The sequence below is a fragment of the Burkholderia sp. HAN2018 genome (assembly GCF_024704855.1).
Lineage (GTDB): Bacteria > Pseudomonadota > Gammaproteobacteria > Burkholderiales > Burkholderiaceae > Burkholderia > Burkholderia cepacia.
Genome location: NZ_QOBB01000012.1, coordinates 1 through 16,542, shown reverse-complemented (window position 1 = coordinate 16,542; position 16,542 = coordinate 1). Strand labels below are relative to the sequence as shown.

14 protein-coding genes are annotated in these 16,542 nt (G+C 68.1%); 12 read left to right on the top strand and 2 right to left on the bottom strand.

Going from position 1 to position 16,542, the window contains the following annotated elements; genetic code table 11:
• Nucleotides 1-179: 179 nt before the first annotated feature.
• From DPV74_RS04710 to DPV74_RS04680, 7 genes are all read left to right on the top strand, one after another.
• Nucleotides 180-1,595 (top strand): circularly permuted type 2 ATP-grasp protein, encoded by a 1,416-nt coding sequence (locus tag DPV74_RS04710; protein WP_021162097.1) that lies wholly within the window; start codon nt 180-182, stop codon nt 1,593-1,595.
• A 64-nt stretch (nt 1,596-1,659) separates the two neighbouring features.
• On the top strand, nt 1,660-2,601 hold the full coding sequence (locus DPV74_RS04705; protein ID WP_021162096.1) for an alpha-E domain-containing protein: 942 nt from the start codon (nt 1,660-1,662) through the stop codon (nt 2,599-2,601).
• Nucleotides 2,602-2,609: 8 nt separating this feature from the next.
• Nucleotides 2,610-3,587 carry a transglutaminase family protein gene (locus DPV74_RS04700; RefSeq protein ID WP_060372336.1) on the top strand — a complete coding sequence of 326 codons (978 nt, stop codon included), beginning with the start codon at nt 2,610-2,612 and terminating at the stop codon, nt 3,585-3,587.
• Nucleotides 3,588-3,683: 96 nt separating this feature from the next.
• The gene (locus DPV74_RS04695; RefSeq protein WP_027791305.1) at nt 3,684-7,097 is read left to right on the top strand and encodes a DUF2126 domain-containing protein; all 3,414 of its coding nucleotides are present in this window, start codon (nt 3,684-3,686) and stop codon (nt 7,095-7,097) included.
• A gap of 214 nt (nt 7,098-7,311) precedes the next feature.
• Nucleotides 7,312-9,918, top strand: coding sequence for a circularly permuted type 2 ATP-grasp protein (locus DPV74_RS04690; RefSeq protein ID WP_060085090.1), 2,607 nt, complete (start codon nt 7,312-7,314; stop codon nt 9,916-9,918).
• Nucleotides 9,912-10,961 (top strand): transglutaminase family protein, encoded by a 1,050-nt coding sequence (locus DPV74_RS04685; RefSeq protein WP_119336636.1) that lies wholly within the window; start codon nt 9,912-9,914, stop codon nt 10,959-10,961. The genes DPV74_RS04690 and DPV74_RS04685 overlap by 7 nt, the downstream gene beginning before the upstream one ends.
• Before the next feature lie 184 nt (nt 10,962-11,145).
• Nucleotides 11,146-11,418, top strand: coding sequence for a hypothetical protein (locus DPV74_RS04680; RefSeq protein ID WP_027791308.1), 273 nt, complete (start codon nt 11,146-11,148; stop codon nt 11,416-11,418).
• A gap of 72 nt (nt 11,419-11,490) precedes the next feature.
• Here the strand turns inward: DPV74_RS04680 and DPV74_RS04675 are convergent, their stop codons facing one another.
• A complete protein-coding gene (locus DPV74_RS04675) occupies nt 11,491-12,384 on the bottom strand; it encodes an alpha/beta fold hydrolase (protein WP_119336635.1) in 894 nt (297 codons plus the stop codon).
• Between the two features lie 177 nt (nt 12,385-12,561).
• On the bottom strand, nt 12,562-13,494 hold the full coding sequence (gene pip / locus DPV74_RS04670; RefSeq protein ID WP_060171220.1) for a prolyl aminopeptidase: 933 nt from the start codon (nt 13,492-13,494) through the stop codon (nt 12,562-12,564).
• 289 nt (nt 13,495-13,783) lie between these two features.
• Here pip and DPV74_RS04665 point away from each other — a divergent pair, with 289 nt between their 5' ends.
• From DPV74_RS04665 to DPV74_RS04645, 5 genes are all read left to right on the top strand, one after another.
• A complete protein-coding gene (locus DPV74_RS04665; RefSeq protein WP_059696484.1) occupies nt 13,784-14,032 on the top strand; it encodes a response regulator transcription factor in 249 nt (82 codons plus the stop codon).
• Between the two features lie 7 nt (nt 14,033-14,039).
• Nucleotides 14,040-14,195, top strand: a complete 156-nt coding sequence (locus DPV74_RS04660; protein WP_230942755.1) for a LuxR C-terminal-related transcriptional regulator — start codon at nt 14,040-14,042, stop codon at nt 14,193-14,195.
• A gap of 168 nt (nt 14,196-14,363) precedes the next feature.
• Nucleotides 14,364-14,726, top strand: a complete 363-nt coding sequence (locus tag DPV74_RS04655) for a hypothetical protein (protein WP_059696483.1) — start codon at nt 14,364-14,366, stop codon at nt 14,724-14,726.
• A gap of 110 nt (nt 14,727-14,836) precedes the next feature.
• A complete protein-coding gene (locus DPV74_RS04650) occupies nt 14,837-16,147 on the top strand; it encodes a DUF2589 domain-containing protein (protein ID WP_080981948.1) in 1,311 nt (436 codons plus the stop codon).
• A 61-nt stretch (nt 16,148-16,208) separates the two neighbouring features.
• The coding region (locus DPV74_RS04645) for a hypothetical protein (RefSeq protein ID WP_162922948.1) at nt 16,209-16,542 on the top strand (334 nt) is incomplete at its 3' end.

Sequence of the window (16,542 nt, the reverse complement as noted above, 5' to 3'; positions counted from 1 at the left end):
TCGCACGTCGCGTCGGGTGCTGCACCACTGTGGTGCGCAATATCGCCCGGGCGTGCCTGGCGCGGCGCAAAAAGGGGGGATTATCGAGGGAGCCCGCAAGGCACGTTCCTTGCAACGCAGTCGTTACGCCGGTCCGGCATGCGCAATGCCGGGGAAAACGATCGATGGAGAAAAGATCGATGAAGCCATTCGATGAAATGCTGCAATCCGGCGACATGGTAAGGGCGCCTTACGCGCGCCTGAAGCAGTGGCTCGACACGCAGAATCCCGCGAGCCTCGCCCAGAAAGCCCACGACGCGGAAGGCGTGTTCCGCAAGACGGGCATCACGTTCGCCGTCTACGGCGACGCGGAGGCCGCCGAGCGGCTGATTCCGTTCGACATCGTCCCGCGCATCATCTCGGGCACGGAATGGAGCCGGCTGTCGCTCGGCATCGAGCAGCGCGTGATGGCGCTCAACGCGTTCCTCGACGACATCTACCATCGTCAGGAAATCGTGCGCGCCGGCATCGTGCCGAAGCACCTGATCGCGCACAACGAAGCGTTCATCCCGGAGATGATCGACTTCCGGCCGCCCGGCAACGTTTACACGCACATCATCGGCGTCGACATCGTGCGCACCGGCGAGAACGAGTTCTACGTGCTGGAGGACAACGCGCGCACGCCGTCCGGCGTGTCGTACATGCTGGAAAACCGCGAGACGATGATGCAGCTCTTCCCGGAGCTGTTCCAGCAGGTCAAGGTGCGCCCGGTCGAAACCTATCCGCAGATGCTGCGCCAGTCGCTCGCGGCCGTATGCCCGCCGGGCGGCAACGCCGACAACCCGACCGTCGCGGTGCTCACGCCGGGCATCCACAACTCCGCTTACTACGAACATTCGTTCCTGGCCGACCAGATGGGCGTGCATCTCGTCGAAGGCAGCGACCTGCAGGTGATCGACGGCCGCGTCGCGATGCGCACGACCGAAGGTTTCCAGCCGATCGACGTGCTGTACCGCCGCGTCGACGACGCGTTCCTGGATCCGCTCACGTTCCGCCCCGATTCGGTGCTCGGCGTCGCGGGGATCATGGACGTCTACCGCGCGGGCAACATCACGATCGCGAACGCGCCCGGCACCGGCATCGCCGATGACAAGGCGATCTACTCGTACATGCCGGAGATCGTCGAGTTCTACACGGGCCGCAAGGCGCTGCTGGAGAACGTGCCGACCTGGCGCTGCGGCGAGGCCGACAGCCTGAAGTACGTGCTCGACCATCTCGACGAACTGGTCGTGAAGGAAGTGCACGGCTCGGGCGGCTACGGGATGCTGGTCGGGCCGGCCGCGTCGAAAGCGGAGATCGAGGCGTTCGCCGCGAAGCTGCGCGCGCGCCCCGCGAACTACATCGCGCAACCGACGCTCGCGCTGTCCACGACGCCGATCCTGACCGACGCCGGCCTTGCGCCGCGCCACGTCGACCTGCGGCCGTTCGTGCTGGTGTCGGACCGGATCCGCATCACCCCGGGCGGGCTCACGCGGGTCGCGCTGAAGGAGGGATCGCTCGTCGTCAACTCGAGCCAGGGCGGCGGCACCAAGGACACCTGGGTGCTGGCCGACTGAGCCGGATGCTACCGCGCGCGCCGGAGCCGGCGCGCGAACCGAACGAAGACGGAGTGGACACGAGATGCTTCTGGGACGTACTGCAAGCGGTCTCTACTGGATGTACCGCTATATCGAGCGCGCGGAGAATATCGCGCGCATCGTCGATGCCGGGCTGCGGATGGCGCTCACGCGCACGTCCGACGCGCCGGCCGAATGGTCGTCGGTGCTCGTCAGCTCGGGCACGGATGAAGGTTACCGGCAGAAATACGACGCGTATGCGGCCGATACCGTGACCGACTACCTGCTGCGCGACCGCGACAACCCGTCGAGCGTGCTGTCGTGCATCGAGGCCGCGCGCTCGAATGCGCGGATGGTGCGCACGGCGCTCACGCGCGAGGCGTGGGAGAGCGTGAACGGCGCTTGGCTCGCGCTGCGCCGCGCGCTCGCGCAGCCGGTGCCGGAAAGCGAGCTGCCGGCCGTGCTCGACCAGGTGAAGCGCGAAACCGCGCTGATCCTCGGCAGCTTCTACAGCACGATGCTGCGCAACGAGATCTTCGATTTCGCGCAGATCGGCGCGTTCGTCGAGCGCGCCGACAACACCGCGCGGATCATCGACGTGAAATACCACCTGCTGCTGCCGTCGGTGTCGCACGTCGGCACGATCCTCGACAACTACCAGTGGGAGACGATCCTGCGCTGCGTCGCCGCGCACCGGTCGTACCGCTGGGTGTACGACGTGCAGTACAAGCCGATGAACATCGCCGACTACCTGATCCTGAACGGCCGCATGCCGCGCTCGCTGCGCTATTGCTACGGGCGCGTCGTGTCGAGCCTGAACCTGCTCGCAAAGGATTACGGCGTGACACACCCGTGTCACGACACGGCCACGAAGATCCTGCAGATGCTGTCCGATACGTCGGTCGAGCGGATCTTCAAGAGCGGCCTGCACGAATTCCTGACCGACTTCATCGGCCGCAACAACAGCCTCGGGATCGAAATCGCCCAGGCTTACAACTTCGACTGAGACTTGCCATGCGACTCGCCATTCGACACATCTCGCGTTATCAGTTCGACGATCAAGCCACCCATGCGCTGCAACGGCTGCGGCTGCGCCCGCAATCAGGCCCCGGGCAGACGGTGCGCGCGTGGCAGGTCACGATCGACGGCGTCGAGCCGTCGCTGTCGTACGCCGACGGGCTCGGCAACCGCATCGACCTCGTGCGGCACGAGCGCGGCGCGAAGGCCGAGATCGTCGTCATCGCGGCCGGCGTCGTCGAGACGCAGGACCGCGCCGGCATTCTCGGTAATCCTGAAGGCTATGCGCCGCCGTGGATCTTCGAACGCGAGACCGCGCTCACGAAGGCCGGCGACACTGTGCGCGAGCTCACGGACGCGCTGCCCATCGACCCGCGTGGCCTCGACGCATTGCACTGGCTGATGACGGAAGTGCACGACCGCATCGCGTATGCGCCGAACCTGGCCGCCGACGCGCCCGTCGACGCGGAAACCGCGCTGCAAAGCGGCGAGGGCACGAGCCGCGACCATGCGCATGCGTTCATCGCGGCCGCGCGCGTGCTGAAGATTCCCGCCCGCTATATCTCGGGCTACGTGCTCGCGGACAGCGCGATGCAGCGCATCGCCGACGCGAAACAGAACGTGGGTGACGACGAGCAGGAAGAAGCGCTCGCGCTGCAGAGCGGCGAGGGCATGCAGCAGGTGCTCGGCGCGTCGCACGCCGCGCAATCGCAGGGGCTGCCGCAGCCGGCGCTCGGTGCGCAGCCGCAAGCGGCCGGGCTGATGCAGCAGCCGGCCGGCCATGCGTGGGCCGAGGCCTATGTCGAAGGGCTCGGCTGGGTCGGGTTCGATCCGTTCATGAATCGCTGCCCGGACGAGCGTTACGTGCGCATCGCGGTCGGCCTCGACTATCGCGACGCGCAGCCGGTGACGGGGCTCGGTGCGACGACCGTCGGCGTCGAGATCAGCGTCGTGCAGACACCCGAGCTCGTCTGACCCGACGCGCGTTTTCGCCGAATCCGCCAGGCCGGGCCGCCGCGTCGCGTTCAACGCGACGCGGCGCGCGGCCGGCCCAACCCGAACCGAGCTCCCATGTCCATCCACGTCGCGCTGCATCACACCACCCGCTATCGTTACGACCGGCTCGTCAACCTCGGCCCGCAGGTCGTGCGGCTGCGGCCCGCGCCGCACTGCCGGACGCCGATCCTCGCGTATTCGATGACGGTCGAGCCCGCGCAGCACTTCATCAACTGGCAGCAGGACCCGTTCTCGAACTATCTCGCGCGGCTCGTGTTTCCGGAGCGCACCGAGCACTTCGAGATCACGATCGATCTCGTCGCCGAGATGTCGGTGTACAACCCGTTCGACTTCTTTCTGGAGGCGAGCGCGGAGCAATACCCGTTCAGCTATGACGATGCGCTGAAGACCGAGCTCGCGCCGTATCTCGTGTGCGACCCGCAGACGAGCGCGGCGCCGCTGTTCCGCGCGTACGTCGACGGCGTCGATCGCACGCCGGCCGGCACCGTGAACTTCCTCGTCGCGCTGAACCAGCAACTGCAGCGCGACATCGGCTATCTCGTGCGGATGGAGCCGGGCGTGCAGACGCCCGAGCAGACGCTCGAGCTGGCGTCCGGCTCGTGCCGCGACAGCGCGTGGCTGCTCGTGCAGCTGTGCCGCCATCTCGGCATCGCCGCGCGTTTCGTGTCGGGCTACCTGATTCAGCTGACGCCCGACGTGAAGTCGCTCGACGGCCCGAGCGGCACGTCGGTCGACTTCACCGACCTCCACGCATGGTGCGAGGTGTACCTGCCGGGCGCCGGCTGGATCGGCTTCGACCCGACTTCGGGCCTGCTCGCGGGCGAGGGCCACATTCCGCTGGCCTGCACGCCGCAGCCGACGAGCGCCGCGCCGGTCGAGGGGCTGATCGACGAGTGCGAGGTGTCGTTCGAGCACGAGATGACCGTGACGCGCGTGTACGAATCGCCGCGCGTGACGAAGCCGTATACGGATTCGCAATGGGACGCCGTGCTGACGCTCGGTTCGCAGGTCGACGGCGCACTCGCGGCCGGCGACGTTCGGCTCACGCAGGGCGGCGAGCCGACCTTCGTGTCGATCGACGATCGCGACGGTGCCGAGTGGAACACCGACGCGCTCGGCCCGACCAAGCGCGGTTACGCGACCGAACTCGTGCAGCGGCTGCGCGCCGAATACGGCGACGGCGGCTTCCTGCATTTCGGGCAGGGCAAGTGGTATCCGGGCGAGCAGCTGCCGCGCTGGGCGTTGTCGATCTTCTGGCGTGCCGACGGCCAGCCCGTGTGGCACGACCCGTCGCTGTTCGCCGACGAGCGCGAGCCGTCCGCGTATACGACCGACGACGCGAAGCGCTTCATCGATGCGCTGGCCGCGCGGCTGAACCTGACCGGCGAATTCATCCGGCCCGGCTACGAGGACGTCTGGTACTACCTGTGGCGCGAGCGCCGGCTGCCGGTCAACGTCGACCCGTTCGACTCGCGCCTCGACGACGAGCTCGAACGCGCGCGGCTGCGCAAGGTGTTCGAGCAGCAGCTCGACAGCGTGGTCGGCTACGTGCTGCCGGTCAAGCGCGTGGACACTGCGCCGGGCCTCGACGGGCCGCGCTGGCAGACGGGGCCGTGGTTCTTCCGCGACGAGCGGATGTACCTCGTGCCCGGCGATTCGCCGATGGGTTATCGGCTGCCGCTCGATTCGCTGCCGTGGGCCAGCCGTGCCGACTATCCGTATCTCGTCGAGCGCGATCCGTTCGCGCCGCGCGACGCGCTGCCGGAAGCCGCCGCGATCCGCGCGCGCTACGCGGGGCCGGCCGATGCGCCGCGCTACCTGTCCGGCGTGCATCGCGAGGCGTCCGCGCAGACCGTGATGCAGTGGCGCGACGACGGCCCGGCCGGGAACGGTCGGCCTGCCGCGCGCGACCCGGGTCGCGTTCCCGAGCGCTTCGAGTCGGCTGCGTGGATCACGCGCACCGCGCTGTGCGTCGAAGTGCGCAACGGCATCCTGTACCTGTTCATGCCGCCGCTTGCCGCGCTCGAGGATTATCTCGACCTGCTCGGCGCGATCGAGCTGACCGCGCATGCGCTGGGCGTGAAGCTCGTGCTGGAAGGCTATCCGCCGCCGCGCGACGCGCGGCTGAAGCTGCTGCAGGTGACGCCCGATCCCGGCGTGATCGAGGTGAACATCCATCCGGCCGCCAACTTCGACGAACTCGTCGACCACACCGAATTCCTGTACGACGCCGCGTGGCAGTCGCGGCTGTGCAGCGAGAAATTCATGGTCGACGGCCGCCACGTCGGCACCGGCGGCGGCAACCACTTCGTGCTCGGCGGTGCGACGCCGGCCGACAGCCCGTTCCTGCGCCGCCCGGACCTGCTCGCGAGCCTGATCGCGTACTGGCACAACCATCCGTCGCTGTCCTACCTGTTCTCCGGGCTGTTCATCGGGCCGACGAGCCAGGCGCCGCGCGTCGACGAGGCGCGCAACGACCAGCTCTACGAGCTCGACATCGCGTTCGCCGAGATCCAGCGCAACAAGCTGCTGTTCGGGCAGGACATGCCGCCGTGGTTGGTCGACCGCGTGCTGCGCAACCTGCTGATCGACGTGACGGGCAACACGCACCGCAGCGAATTCTGTATCGACAAGCTGTATTCGCCGGACTCGTCGACCGGCCGGCTCGGCCTGCTCGAACTGCGTGCGTTCGAGATGCCGCCGCATGCACGGATGAGCATCGTGCAGCAACTGCTGCTGCGCGCGCTGGTCGCGCGTTTCTGGGCCGCGCCGTACACGACGCCGCTCACGCGCTGGGGCACCGCGCTGCACGACCGCTTCATGCTGCCCGAGTTTCTTCAGATGGATTTCGACGACGTGCTGGCCGAGCTGCGCGACGCCGGTTTCGCGTTCGATCCGGCGTGGTTCGCGCCGCACTTCGAATTCCGCTTCCCGCTGTTCGGCCAGATCGCGGTGAACGGCATGCAGCTGTCGCTGCGCGGCGCGCTGGAACCGTGGCACGTGATGGGCGAGGAGGGTGCGCCCGGCGGCACGGTGCGCTACGTCGATTCGTCGGTCGAACGGCTCGAAGTGCGCGTGACGGGGCTGAACGACAACCGCCACGTCGTGACCGTCAACGGCCGCGCGTTGCCGCTGCAGCCGACCGGCACCGTCGGCGAATACGTCGCGGGGGTGCGCTACAAGGCGTGGTCGCCGCCGTCCGCGCTGCATCCGACCATCGGCGTGCACGCGCCGCTCACGTTCGACATCGTCGATACGTGGCTGCAGCGCTCGCTCGGCGGCTGCCGCTACCACGTCGCGCATCCGGGCGGACGCAACTACGCGACGTTCCCGGTCAATGCCTACGAAGCGGAGAGCCGCCGGCTCGCACGCTTCGTCGAGATGGGGCATACGCCGGGGCGGATGGAGGTCGCGCCCGCCGCGCCGAGCCGCGAATTCCCGTTCACGCTCGACTTGCGGCGGCCGTGACCGGACGATGACGAGGCGGACGACGATGCGCGGTGTGCGGTCTCCCGGCAAATGGGGTGATGGCGGCCCCGCCGGAATGCTAGGATGCGGGCAGATTGCGGCCGCACGCCGCGTATCGCCGCCGGCGCGGCGGCGCGCGTGCGCGGCCGCGCCCTGACGACGGAACGACACCGTGCCGCCCATAAACACCGACCATCTCGCCGCCCTCGACGCGATGCCCACGCTTTTCGATACCGGCGCGCAGCCGGATGCCGCGGAACTGGCCGCCGCGCTCGCGGCGCCGGCGGCCGCCGGCCGCTACGACGAACTGCGTGGCAGCGCGGCCGGCCTGAACGCGCCTGCGCTCGCGCCCGCGTGGCGCAGTTTCTTCACATCGATCGGCAGCGACGGCGTGGCCGACCTCGATCGCCGCGCCGACGCGCTGCATCGGCGCATGCGCGAGAACGGCCTGTTCTACCAACTGCACGAGCAGCGCGCCGGCGACGGCGCGGCCGGCCCGTGGTCGCTCGACCTGCTGCCGCTGATCGTCACGCCCGAGGACTGGGTCGCGATCGAGCGCGGCGTGCTGCAGCGCGTGCGGCTGCTCAACGCGACGCTGGCCGACCTGTACGGGCCGCAGACGATCCTCGAGCGCGGGCTGCTGCCGCCCGCGCTCGTCACCGGGCACCCCGGCTACCTGCGCGCGATGCGCGGCGCGAGCGTGCCGGGCGACACCTGGCTGCACGTGGTCGCGTTCGATCTCGCGCGTGGTCCGGACGGGCAGTGGCGGATCGTCGCGCAGCACACGCAGGGCGCGGCCGGCCTCGGCTACCTGCTCGAAAACCGGCTGATCGTGTCGCGGCTCTTTCCGCGCGGATTTCGCGGGCTGCGCGTGCAGCGGCTCGCGTCCGCGTATCGCGCGCTGCTGCAGAGCATGCAGGCGCTCAGCCCGGCCCGCAAGAACTCGCGGATCGTGCTGCTGACGCCGGGGCCGCACAGCGCGACGTATTTCGAGCACGCGTATCTCGCGCGCTACCTCGGCCTCACGCTCGTCGAAGGCGGCGACCTGACCGCGCGCGACAACCGCGTATTCCTGAAGACGCTGAGCGGCCTCGAACCTGTGCACGGCATCCTGCGGCGTGTCGACGACGCGTGGCTCGATCCGCTCGAACTGCGGCCCGATTCGATGCTCGGCGTGCCGGGGCTGCTGCAGGCCGTGCGCGCGGGCAATGTGCTGCTCGCGAACGCGCCGGGCTCGGGCTTCCTCGAATCGCCGGCGATGCTCGGCTTCATGCCGCGTCTCGCGGAAGGGCTGCTCGGCGAAACGCTGACGCTGCCGGCCGTGCATTCGTGGTGGTGCGGCGAGGCGGCCGCGTGCGACGACGCGTTGCCGCAACTCGCGCGCGCCATCGTGAAGGCATCCTATCCACCCGACGTGCAGCCCGGCGGCCCGCTCGAGCCGGTGATCGGCGCGCGGCTCACGCAGGCGCAGCTGGCCGAGTGGCGCGCACGCATCCTCGCGCGGCCCGAACACTACACGGTGCAGGCCGACCTGCCGCTGTCGCAGGCGCCGACCTGGCCGCGTCAGGACGCGCCCGACGGCCACGGCGGCGCGCGCATCGTGCCGAAGCCGGTGCTGCTGCGCGTCTTCGCGCTCGCCGACGGTGCGCAGCGCTGGCGGCTCCTGCCGGGCGGGCTGTCACGGGTCGGCACGCGCGACACGCTGTTCAATGCGCCGATGCCGCGCGGCGGCAGCACCGTCGATACATGGGTGATGACCGAAGGCATCGTCGATTCGACGACGCTGCTGCAGACGCATCTCGGCCCCGACGACCTCGTCGAACGGCCGCGCGCGATCGCGAGCCGCGCGGCCGAGAACCTGTTCTGGCTCGGCCGTTACACCGAGCGCGCGACCAACCTGATGCGGCTCGCGCGCGCGGCGCTCGAACGGCTGCGCGGCGAGGACGACGTCGACAGCCCCGCGCACCTGGAGCTGCTCGACACGCTGTGTCGCGACACGGGCCTGATCGCGGCCGATGCACCGAACGCCGTCGATGCGCCGCGTGCGTTCCAGCACGCGCTCGCGACGTCGCTGACGCGCGGCGCGGATCGCACGTCGGGCATTGCGTCGTGCCTGTTCGGGATGCGTGGCGCGGCTGCCGCGATCCGCGAACGGCTGTCGAGCGACCAGTGGCGCCTGATCGACGATGCGACCCAGCTGTTCGCGGACAGCGCGGGCCAGCCGGAAGCCGAGGAACAGATCGGCAACGACGCGCTGCAGTTGCTGGAGCGCCTCGGCCTGCTGCTCGGCGCGATCACGGGCGCGCAGACCGACAACATGACGCGCGACGACGGCTGGCGGCTGCTGTCGATCGGCCGGCAGATCGACCGGCTGGACTTCCTGTGCAGCGTGCTGAAGTGTGCGTTCGACGAAGGCGCGGTGCACCGGCAGGACGGCTTCGAGCTCGTGCTGGAGCTGTTCGACAGCACGATCACGTTCCGTTCGCGTTTCCAGCGCGGCTTCGATGTCGCGCCGCTGCTGTCGCTCGTCGTGCTCGATACCGACAATCCGCGCTCGCTCGGCTGGGTCGTGCAGGCGCTGCGGGGCCGGCTGACGAAGGTCGAGCGCAGCGAAGGTTATGCGCTGTCCGAACTGGCCGAGACGATTCCGGACGTGCCCGCGTGGTCGCTGCACGAGCTGTGCGAAACCACCGACGGTGGCCGGCACGGCGCGCTGCTCGAAGCGCTCGACACGACGGCGAAGGCGGTCTGGGAACTGTCGAACCGGATCGGCGAGCGCTATTTCAGCCACGTACGCGAGGCGGGCAGGACGTTATGGTGACGACGAAAGGCGCGGGGAAAGCCCCGCCGGGTTCCGGCGATGCCCGGAACGCATCGGCATCGGCATCGGCCGCGAAAGCAACGACCGCCGACGTCGCGCCGGGCCGGTTGCTGCGCGTCACGCACGACACCGAATACCGTTACGCGGCGCGCGTCGAATCGGCGCAGCACCAGGCACGGCTGCAACCGCTCGAGACGCCGCGCCAGCAAGTGCTGTCGTTCGCGCTCGACATCGATCCCGAGCCGGAATCGGTCTGTACCGAGATCGATGCATTCGGCAACGCGCGCGCATCGTTCGCGTTGAACCTGCCACATGACGCGCTGCTCGTGCGCAGCCGCAGCACGGTACGCGTGACGCCGCCCGTGTGGTCGCGCGGTGCGCGCGGCGCGCCGCCGCCCGCCATCGCGCATCCCGACGCGAAACAGGCGACTGCGTGGGAAGCCGTGCGCGACCGCCTGCGGTTTCGCGCGGGGCAGCCTTACGATGCCGCGAGCGAATTCGTGTTCACGTCGCCGCATGTCGCGTGTGATGCCGAACTCGCCGCGTATGCGGCCGCGAGCTTCACGCCGCAACGGCCGCTCGTGCAGGCTGCCTGGGACCTGATGCGGCGCGTGCATGCCGATTTCGCCTATACGCCGAACAGCACCGACATCACGACGTCGGCGCTCGACGCGCTGCGCTTGCGCAAGGGCGTGTGCCAGGATTTCGCGCACGTGATGATCGGCGGGCTGCGCTCGCTCGGGCTGGCCGCGCGTTACGTGAGCGGCTACCTGCTGACGCAGCCGCCCCCCGGGCAGCCGCGGCTGATCGGCGCCGATGCGTCGCATGCGTGGGTCGAGGTGTACGACCCGGCATGGCCCGAGGACAACGGCTGGTTGCAGCTCGATCCGACCAACGATCGCGCGCCGGGCGACGACTACGTGATGCTGTCGATCGGCCGCGACTACGCGGACGTGACGCCGTTGCGCGGAGTGATCCGTGGCGGCGGTGCGGATCAGGAGCTGAAGGTCGGCGTGACGGTGGAGCCGCTCGACACGCCGTAATGTCGCGCGATGCCGCGTGCCCGCGCGCATTGCGGTTTAAGTCTTCGTTAATACTGCACGCCTAGCATGGCCATGCCGGCGAACGGATCTGGCTTGATTCGGGCACCGGCGGCACGCGCGGGTGCGTCGACGTCACGGCGCCGCACCGTCGCGCAGCGCCATTCCCTTGCAACGGCGGCGGATCATGATCAAGACCTTCGACTACACGCTCGGCAGCGAGACGATTGCGCTTTGTGCGAGCTTCGGCGCGGGGCCGGCGTGGCGCCGCGTGCTCGTGAGCCGTGCGGATTCGATGGAGACGCTGGTGGTGCTCGACGCGCGCGGCCTGTCGGGCTTGCTGAAGGTGGCGACCGAAGCGCCGGAGGGGCTGCTCGACGACGCGATCCGCAAGGTCGGCGACGAGCAGCTCGTCGAGCGGGCGATCAGCGGCAGGGCGATCGTCGAAACCGCGCTGTGAACCCCCGGGCAGGATCAAGCTGCTGACGGCACATCCCGGCGGCTTGCGGCGATCGTCGGCAACCGGCGGACATCATCGCGCGAGAAAGTCGAGAAGGACGGACGCAAGCTGTTCCGGCTGTTCTTCGGCGGGATAGTGGCCGGAGTCGCGCAGCACGATCCCGTGCACATCGGACGCGACCTGCGCCATGGTGGCCTTCGATCCTTCGCCGTACCCGAATTCGCATCCGATGGCGAGGACAGGCATGTCGAGTTTCTTCGCGCCGAACGTCTTGTTGTCGTCGAGATCAACGAACAGGGTGCGGTAGTAGCTGAAGCTCGCACGAAGGGCGCCGGGCTGCGTGAGCGCGGTCGCGTAGACGTCGATGTCCGCTTCGGTGATGGACTCGGGATCGACGGTGCCTACCGTGTCGCGCCGGATGAAGTGGCGCACGAACAGTGCTTCACGGCCGCGAACCAGCTCTTCCGAAATGTCCCCCGCCATATTGAAGCCGAAGTGCCAGCTGCCGCCCGTGGCCACGTTCATCGCCTTTTCCTGGCCGAAGCCCGGCAAGCCGCTCTCGATGAACACGAACCGCTCCGTGAGTTGCGGATACAGCGCCGCGAACGCGTAGCCCACCTGGCCGCCCATGTCGTGTCCGACGATGCAGGCCTTTTCGATCTGCAGCGCATGCAGCAACGCGGCGATGTCGCCTGCGACGGTCTTCTTGTCATAGCCTGCCGCGGGCTTGCTGGAGTGGCCGAATCCGCGCAGGTCGGGGGCGACGACCATGCAGTGAGGCGAAAGCAACGGCACGAGCTTTCGCCACGCATACGACGTTTGCGGCCAGCCGTGCAGCAGCACGACGGCCCGGCCGGCTCCGGCCACTTTCGTGTGAATGCGCAAGCCGTTCACGCGGACGGCAAGCGACTTGACCGCAGGGCGGTCGAGACGCTCGGAACGGGGTTCGGTCGGGGGCAACGCCATGAATCAGCCTTCGAAGTGGAAAGAGTGGCCGGTGTGCGTGCCATCCGGCAAACCGCAGCGACCCGCGATGACGGAACGGCCTCCAACTTCCCGGCCGGCAGACATCCGGCCCGCGCAATGGCTGGAGGCTCGACGCGGATCAATCGGCGCGCGCGCGGCGTTGCCCGATGGCGCGCCTTAGTTCGCGAACCGGTCCGTGGCCGCGATCAGCGCCTCCAGGATCCCCGGTTCGTTGTACGCATGCCCGGCGCCGGGCACGATCTCGAACGTCGCATCCGGCCAGGCCTTCGACAGCTCCCATGCGGTGCGAGCAGGCGTCGCGACGTCATAGCGGCCCTGCACGATCACGCCCGGAATGCCGGCGAGACGATGCGCGTCACGCAGCAGCTGGCCTTCCTCGACGAAACCCTGGTTCACGAAGTAATGATTCTCGATCCGCGCGAACGCGAGTGCGTAGTGGCCGTCCGCGAAGTGCGCGGCGAGTGCGGGGTCGGGCAGCAGCGTGATCGTGCGGCCTTCCCAGATGCTCCAGGCGCGCGCTGCTTCGAGCTTCGCGGCTTCGTCGTTGCCGGTCAGCCGGCGATGGTAGGCGGCGATCAGGTCGCCGCGCTCGGCTTCGGGAATCGGTGCAAGGAAGGCTTCCCACAGGTCGGGGAATAGCCACGACGCGCCTTCCTGGTAGTACCACAGCACTTCCGCGCGGCGTATCGTGAAGATGCCGCGCACGACCAGCGCGCTCACGCGCTCCGGGTGCGTTTCCGCATACGCGATCGACAGCGTGCTGCCCCACGAGCCGCCGAACACGAGCCACTTTTCCGCGCCGACCATCTCGCGCAGGCGCTCGATGTCGGCAACCAGATGCCACGTCGTGTTGTTCTCGAGGCTCGCATGCGGCGTCGAACGCCCGCAGCCGCGCTGGTCGAACAGCAGGATGTCGTAGCGCTCCGGATCGAACAGGCGGCGATGGTCGGCGCTGCAGCCGGCGCCGGGGCCGCCGTGCAGGAACACGGCGGGCTTGCCGGCGGGGTTGCCGCAGCGCTCCCAGTAGATGCGGTGGCCGTCGCCGGTGTCGAGATGGCCGTGGGCGTAGGGTTCGATCGGTGGGTACATGACGTTTCCTGATTGAAAGGTCGGTGGGGTGCCGGGCAACCGGTGCCGAAAGCAGTACGCCATTATGCCCAACTCGCCGAAATGGCGCGCTTCGGTTCCGGCATGCCGCACGACTGTCGTTCCTGTCGATCGGCATTGAAAAATCCGTAAAAAAACGCATCGCATCATTCACGCATTCCGATTCAATATGTCGTTGTGTTTCATGCGCGTGCCACGCATGAAATGCACTCATGACGCTGGCCATGCGTCGCGAATCAACGAGAAATCAAAATAATTCCGGGGATTGTGAATGGTTAGCGATTCTCTGACGAGGAAGGAGCGCGAGATCGTGTCGTTGATCGCGCGGGGGATGCGCTGTACGGAAATTGCCGAGGCATTGGGGGCCGCGCCGATGACGGTGCGCAAGCATCGCTCGAACATCGTGCGCAAGCTCGGGCTGACGGGCACCGCGCAACTCGTCGCGTATGCGGTCGAACATGCGCCGCCGCTCGCGGACGACCTCTCTCCTTGCGAAGATCGCCGCGCTCGGGCCGCGTGAGCGGGATGTGCTGCGCCTGATCGGTGCCGGTCTCGCGAGCAAGGAAATCGCAAGGTTGCTCGATGTCAGCCCGCGCACGGTCAGCAAGCATCGTGAAAACATCATGCACAAATTGTCCATTCACGAACTTGCCCGCCTGATGAAAATCGGCCGCGAATTGTGATTCCGGCGATTCGCTTTTCACTACGCAATCGGAGGTATTGAGCGGCATTCGCATTCGGCGCAATTTGAATGGCGGGCGGATATTGCGTTGCATTCGCCCGCGGACGGGAGAATGCGCGATATTCCGAGGGCGAATTCACCCGGTATTCTTAATGAAAAGGAGTGAAAAATGGAAAGCGAAAATGTGATTGTCTGGAAGGACGATCGCGCCACACAGGTCGAAGTGGCGCAACTCGTCAATCGATTCGCCGGGGAGATCCTGGTCGACGTCACCGACGCGCAGCAGGTCAAGGAGTGGACGAAGCTGCTCGAACCTCGGGCCGCCGACGATCACGCGGAAGGGGACACCGCGCTGTTCACCTGGCCGTTTCGTCCCGTGCCGAACGCCGCGATCTACGGCGGCGTGGTGGTCACGACCGTCAGCACGTTCGCGCTGCTGACCGGTTTCGCGATCTGGCGGCGCTACAGCGTGGATGCGGAGCTTTCCGCAAACCGCATGCGCTTCCGCCTGCGCCCGCCGCCGCGCCCGTAACCGCCGGCCCGGCCGTCGCCCGCCGAGGGCCGGCGGCCGCATGACGTACCGCACGCGCCGGCGAGACAGCACGGCGGCGCGTGCGGAACCGAAATCACAGGAGATCAATCATGCCAGTTGACAATTCGGCGGCCGAGTCCGCCCGGAGTCTGTTGAACGGGATCGACTACAGCGCCCTGATCGGCGGCCCGTTGCAGGCCGCGATCACCGCGCAGGCGATGGCCGCGAAATCCACCTACGAGTTCATCGACAAGGTCGGCCTCACGACCGACACCGACGGAGTGAAGCAGGCCGTCAACGTCACCTTCCTGTACCAGAAGGACGGGCAGATGGTGAAGCTGATCGTGCCGCTGCTGACGATCGTGCCGGTGCCGCTGATCCTGGTCGACGAAGTGACGATCCAGTTCAAGGCGAACATCAACGCGGCGGCGTCGTCGACGTCGGAAGAGTCGAAGTCGGAAGCGATCGCGGGCGAACTGTCGGCGCAGGGCAAGATCGGCTGGGGGCCGTTCAGCCTGTCGGCGCAGATGAAGGCCAGCTATTCGAGCAAGAAGGATTCGAAGGCGACGCAGGACTCGCGCTATTCGGTCGAGTACACGCAGGACGTGTTCGTGCATGCGTCGCAGGCCGGCGTGCCGGCCGGGCTCGCGACCGTGCTCAACATCCTGTCGAGCGCCGCGACCGGCGCGAGCCGCAACGGTGACATGCAGGTCAGTCCGGCGTTGTCGACCGTGATGTCGGGCGATCCGTCACAGCAGCAGATGCTGCAGGTGCGCCTGCAGAATTCGAGCGGGCTGTTCGCCGGCAATACGGAGGTCGCGTTCCAGATCGATCCCGCGCTCGCGGACAAGTTCCGGATGAGCCGCGCGCCGTTCGGTTCGACCATCCCGTTCGATGCAGCCGGCAAGGTCACGTCGTTCAAGACCGACGGCGACGGTTCGTTGTCCGTCCTGTTCTGGGCGGAAGGCGAGGTCGACGCGCAGGCGATCGACCTGACGGTGTCCGCGTCGATCCCCGCGCCGGACAGCGGCAAGGTCGATGCGAAGTCGGTTGTCGTGCCGGTGCGCGTGCTGCACCGGCTGCCGCCGCCGTCGGCGCCGTCACTCAAGAGCGCGCAGGCGACGCTCTCGATTGCCAAGGGAGACTCCGGCAAGGACGTGCTGACCGCGCTTAAGCCGGACGGCACGCCGGCAGTGGGTGTCGAGCTGAAGTTCGCGTTCGACGCCGGCGGTGCGGGGTTCGAGGTCACCGCGAACGGCGACAGCGTGAAAGCCGATCCGCCGCCGAAGACCGACGCCAACGGCAAGGTCGAGATCGATTGCAAGGCGCTCGACGACACCAGCAAGTCGGTCGTGACCGTCAGCGCGACGATCGACGGCGCGGGCGTGTCCACGAGCCTCACGCTGCAGGCCAAGCCCTGATCCGTCCGATGTGACAACCCGCCCGCGCCGGCCTGCCGGCGCGGGTTAGAGGAGAACACCGATGACCAATCTGCGGGATATCGCCGCCGCGTTCCTCGACAGTCTCGCGGGCGCGCAGCACGAAGCGAACCTGTATTCGAAGCGCCTCGCCGTGAAGTATCGCGAGGATCCGTTGCTCAAGTATTTTCCGGTGCCGAACGGCCTGCTCGACGAAGCGGACGTGACGCTGCGCTTCGCGGTGCCGCCGGGCGCCGATGGCGACGAACGGGCATCGCGGCTCGACGCGGACACGCTGGCGGCCGATGCGCTGCCGTCGCAGGTCGCCGTCGCCGACCTGGCGACGGAGGCAGGCGCACTGCTGCTGCGCGATCTCGCCGGCGCGCTCGGCCGCGTGC

Bases quoted from the DNA above. Each gene is read 5' to 3' on its own strand.
- DPV74_RS04690 (WP_060085090.1), top strand. From the start codon at position 7,312: ATGCCCACGCTTTTCGATACCGGCGCGCAGCCGGATGCCGCGGAACTG.
- DPV74_RS04650 (WP_080981948.1), top strand. From the start codon at position 14,837: ATGCCAGTTGACAATTCGGCGGCCGAGTCCGCCCGGAGTCTGTTGAAC.
- DPV74_RS04685 (WP_119336636.1), top strand. From the start codon at position 9,912: ATGGTGACGACGAAAGGCGCGGGGAAAGCCCCGCCGGGTTCCGGCGAT.
- DPV74_RS04655 (WP_059696483.1), top strand. From the start codon at position 14,364: ATGGAAAGCGAAAATGTGATTGTCTGGAAGGACGATCGCGCCACACAG.
- DPV74_RS04665 (WP_059696484.1), top strand. From the start codon at position 13,784: ATGGTTAGCGATTCTCTGACGAGGAAGGAGCGCGAGATCGTGTCGTTG.
- DPV74_RS04680 (WP_027791308.1), top strand. From the start codon at position 11,146: ATGATCAAGACCTTCGACTACACGCTCGGCAGCGAGACGATTGCGCTT.
- DPV74_RS04705 (WP_021162096.1), top strand. From the start codon at position 1,660: ATGCTTCTGGGACGTACTGCAAGCGGTCTCTACTGGATGTACCGCTAT.
- DPV74_RS04700 (WP_060372336.1), top strand. From the start codon at position 2,610: ATGCGACTCGCCATTCGACACATCTCGCGTTATCAGTTCGACGATCAA.
- DPV74_RS04675 (WP_119336635.1), bottom strand. From the start codon at position 12,384: ATGGCGTTGCCCCCGACCGAACCCCGTTCCGAGCGTCTCGACCGCCCT.
- DPV74_RS04710 (WP_021162097.1), top strand. From the start codon at position 180: ATGAAGCCATTCGATGAAATGCTGCAATCCGGCGACATGGTAAGGGCG.
- DPV74_RS04695 (WP_027791305.1), top strand. From the start codon at position 3,684: ATGTCCATCCACGTCGCGCTGCATCACACCACCCGCTATCGTTACGAC.
- pip (WP_060171220.1), bottom strand. From the start codon at position 13,494: ATGTACCCACCGATCGAACCCTACGCCCACGGCCATCTCGACACCGGC.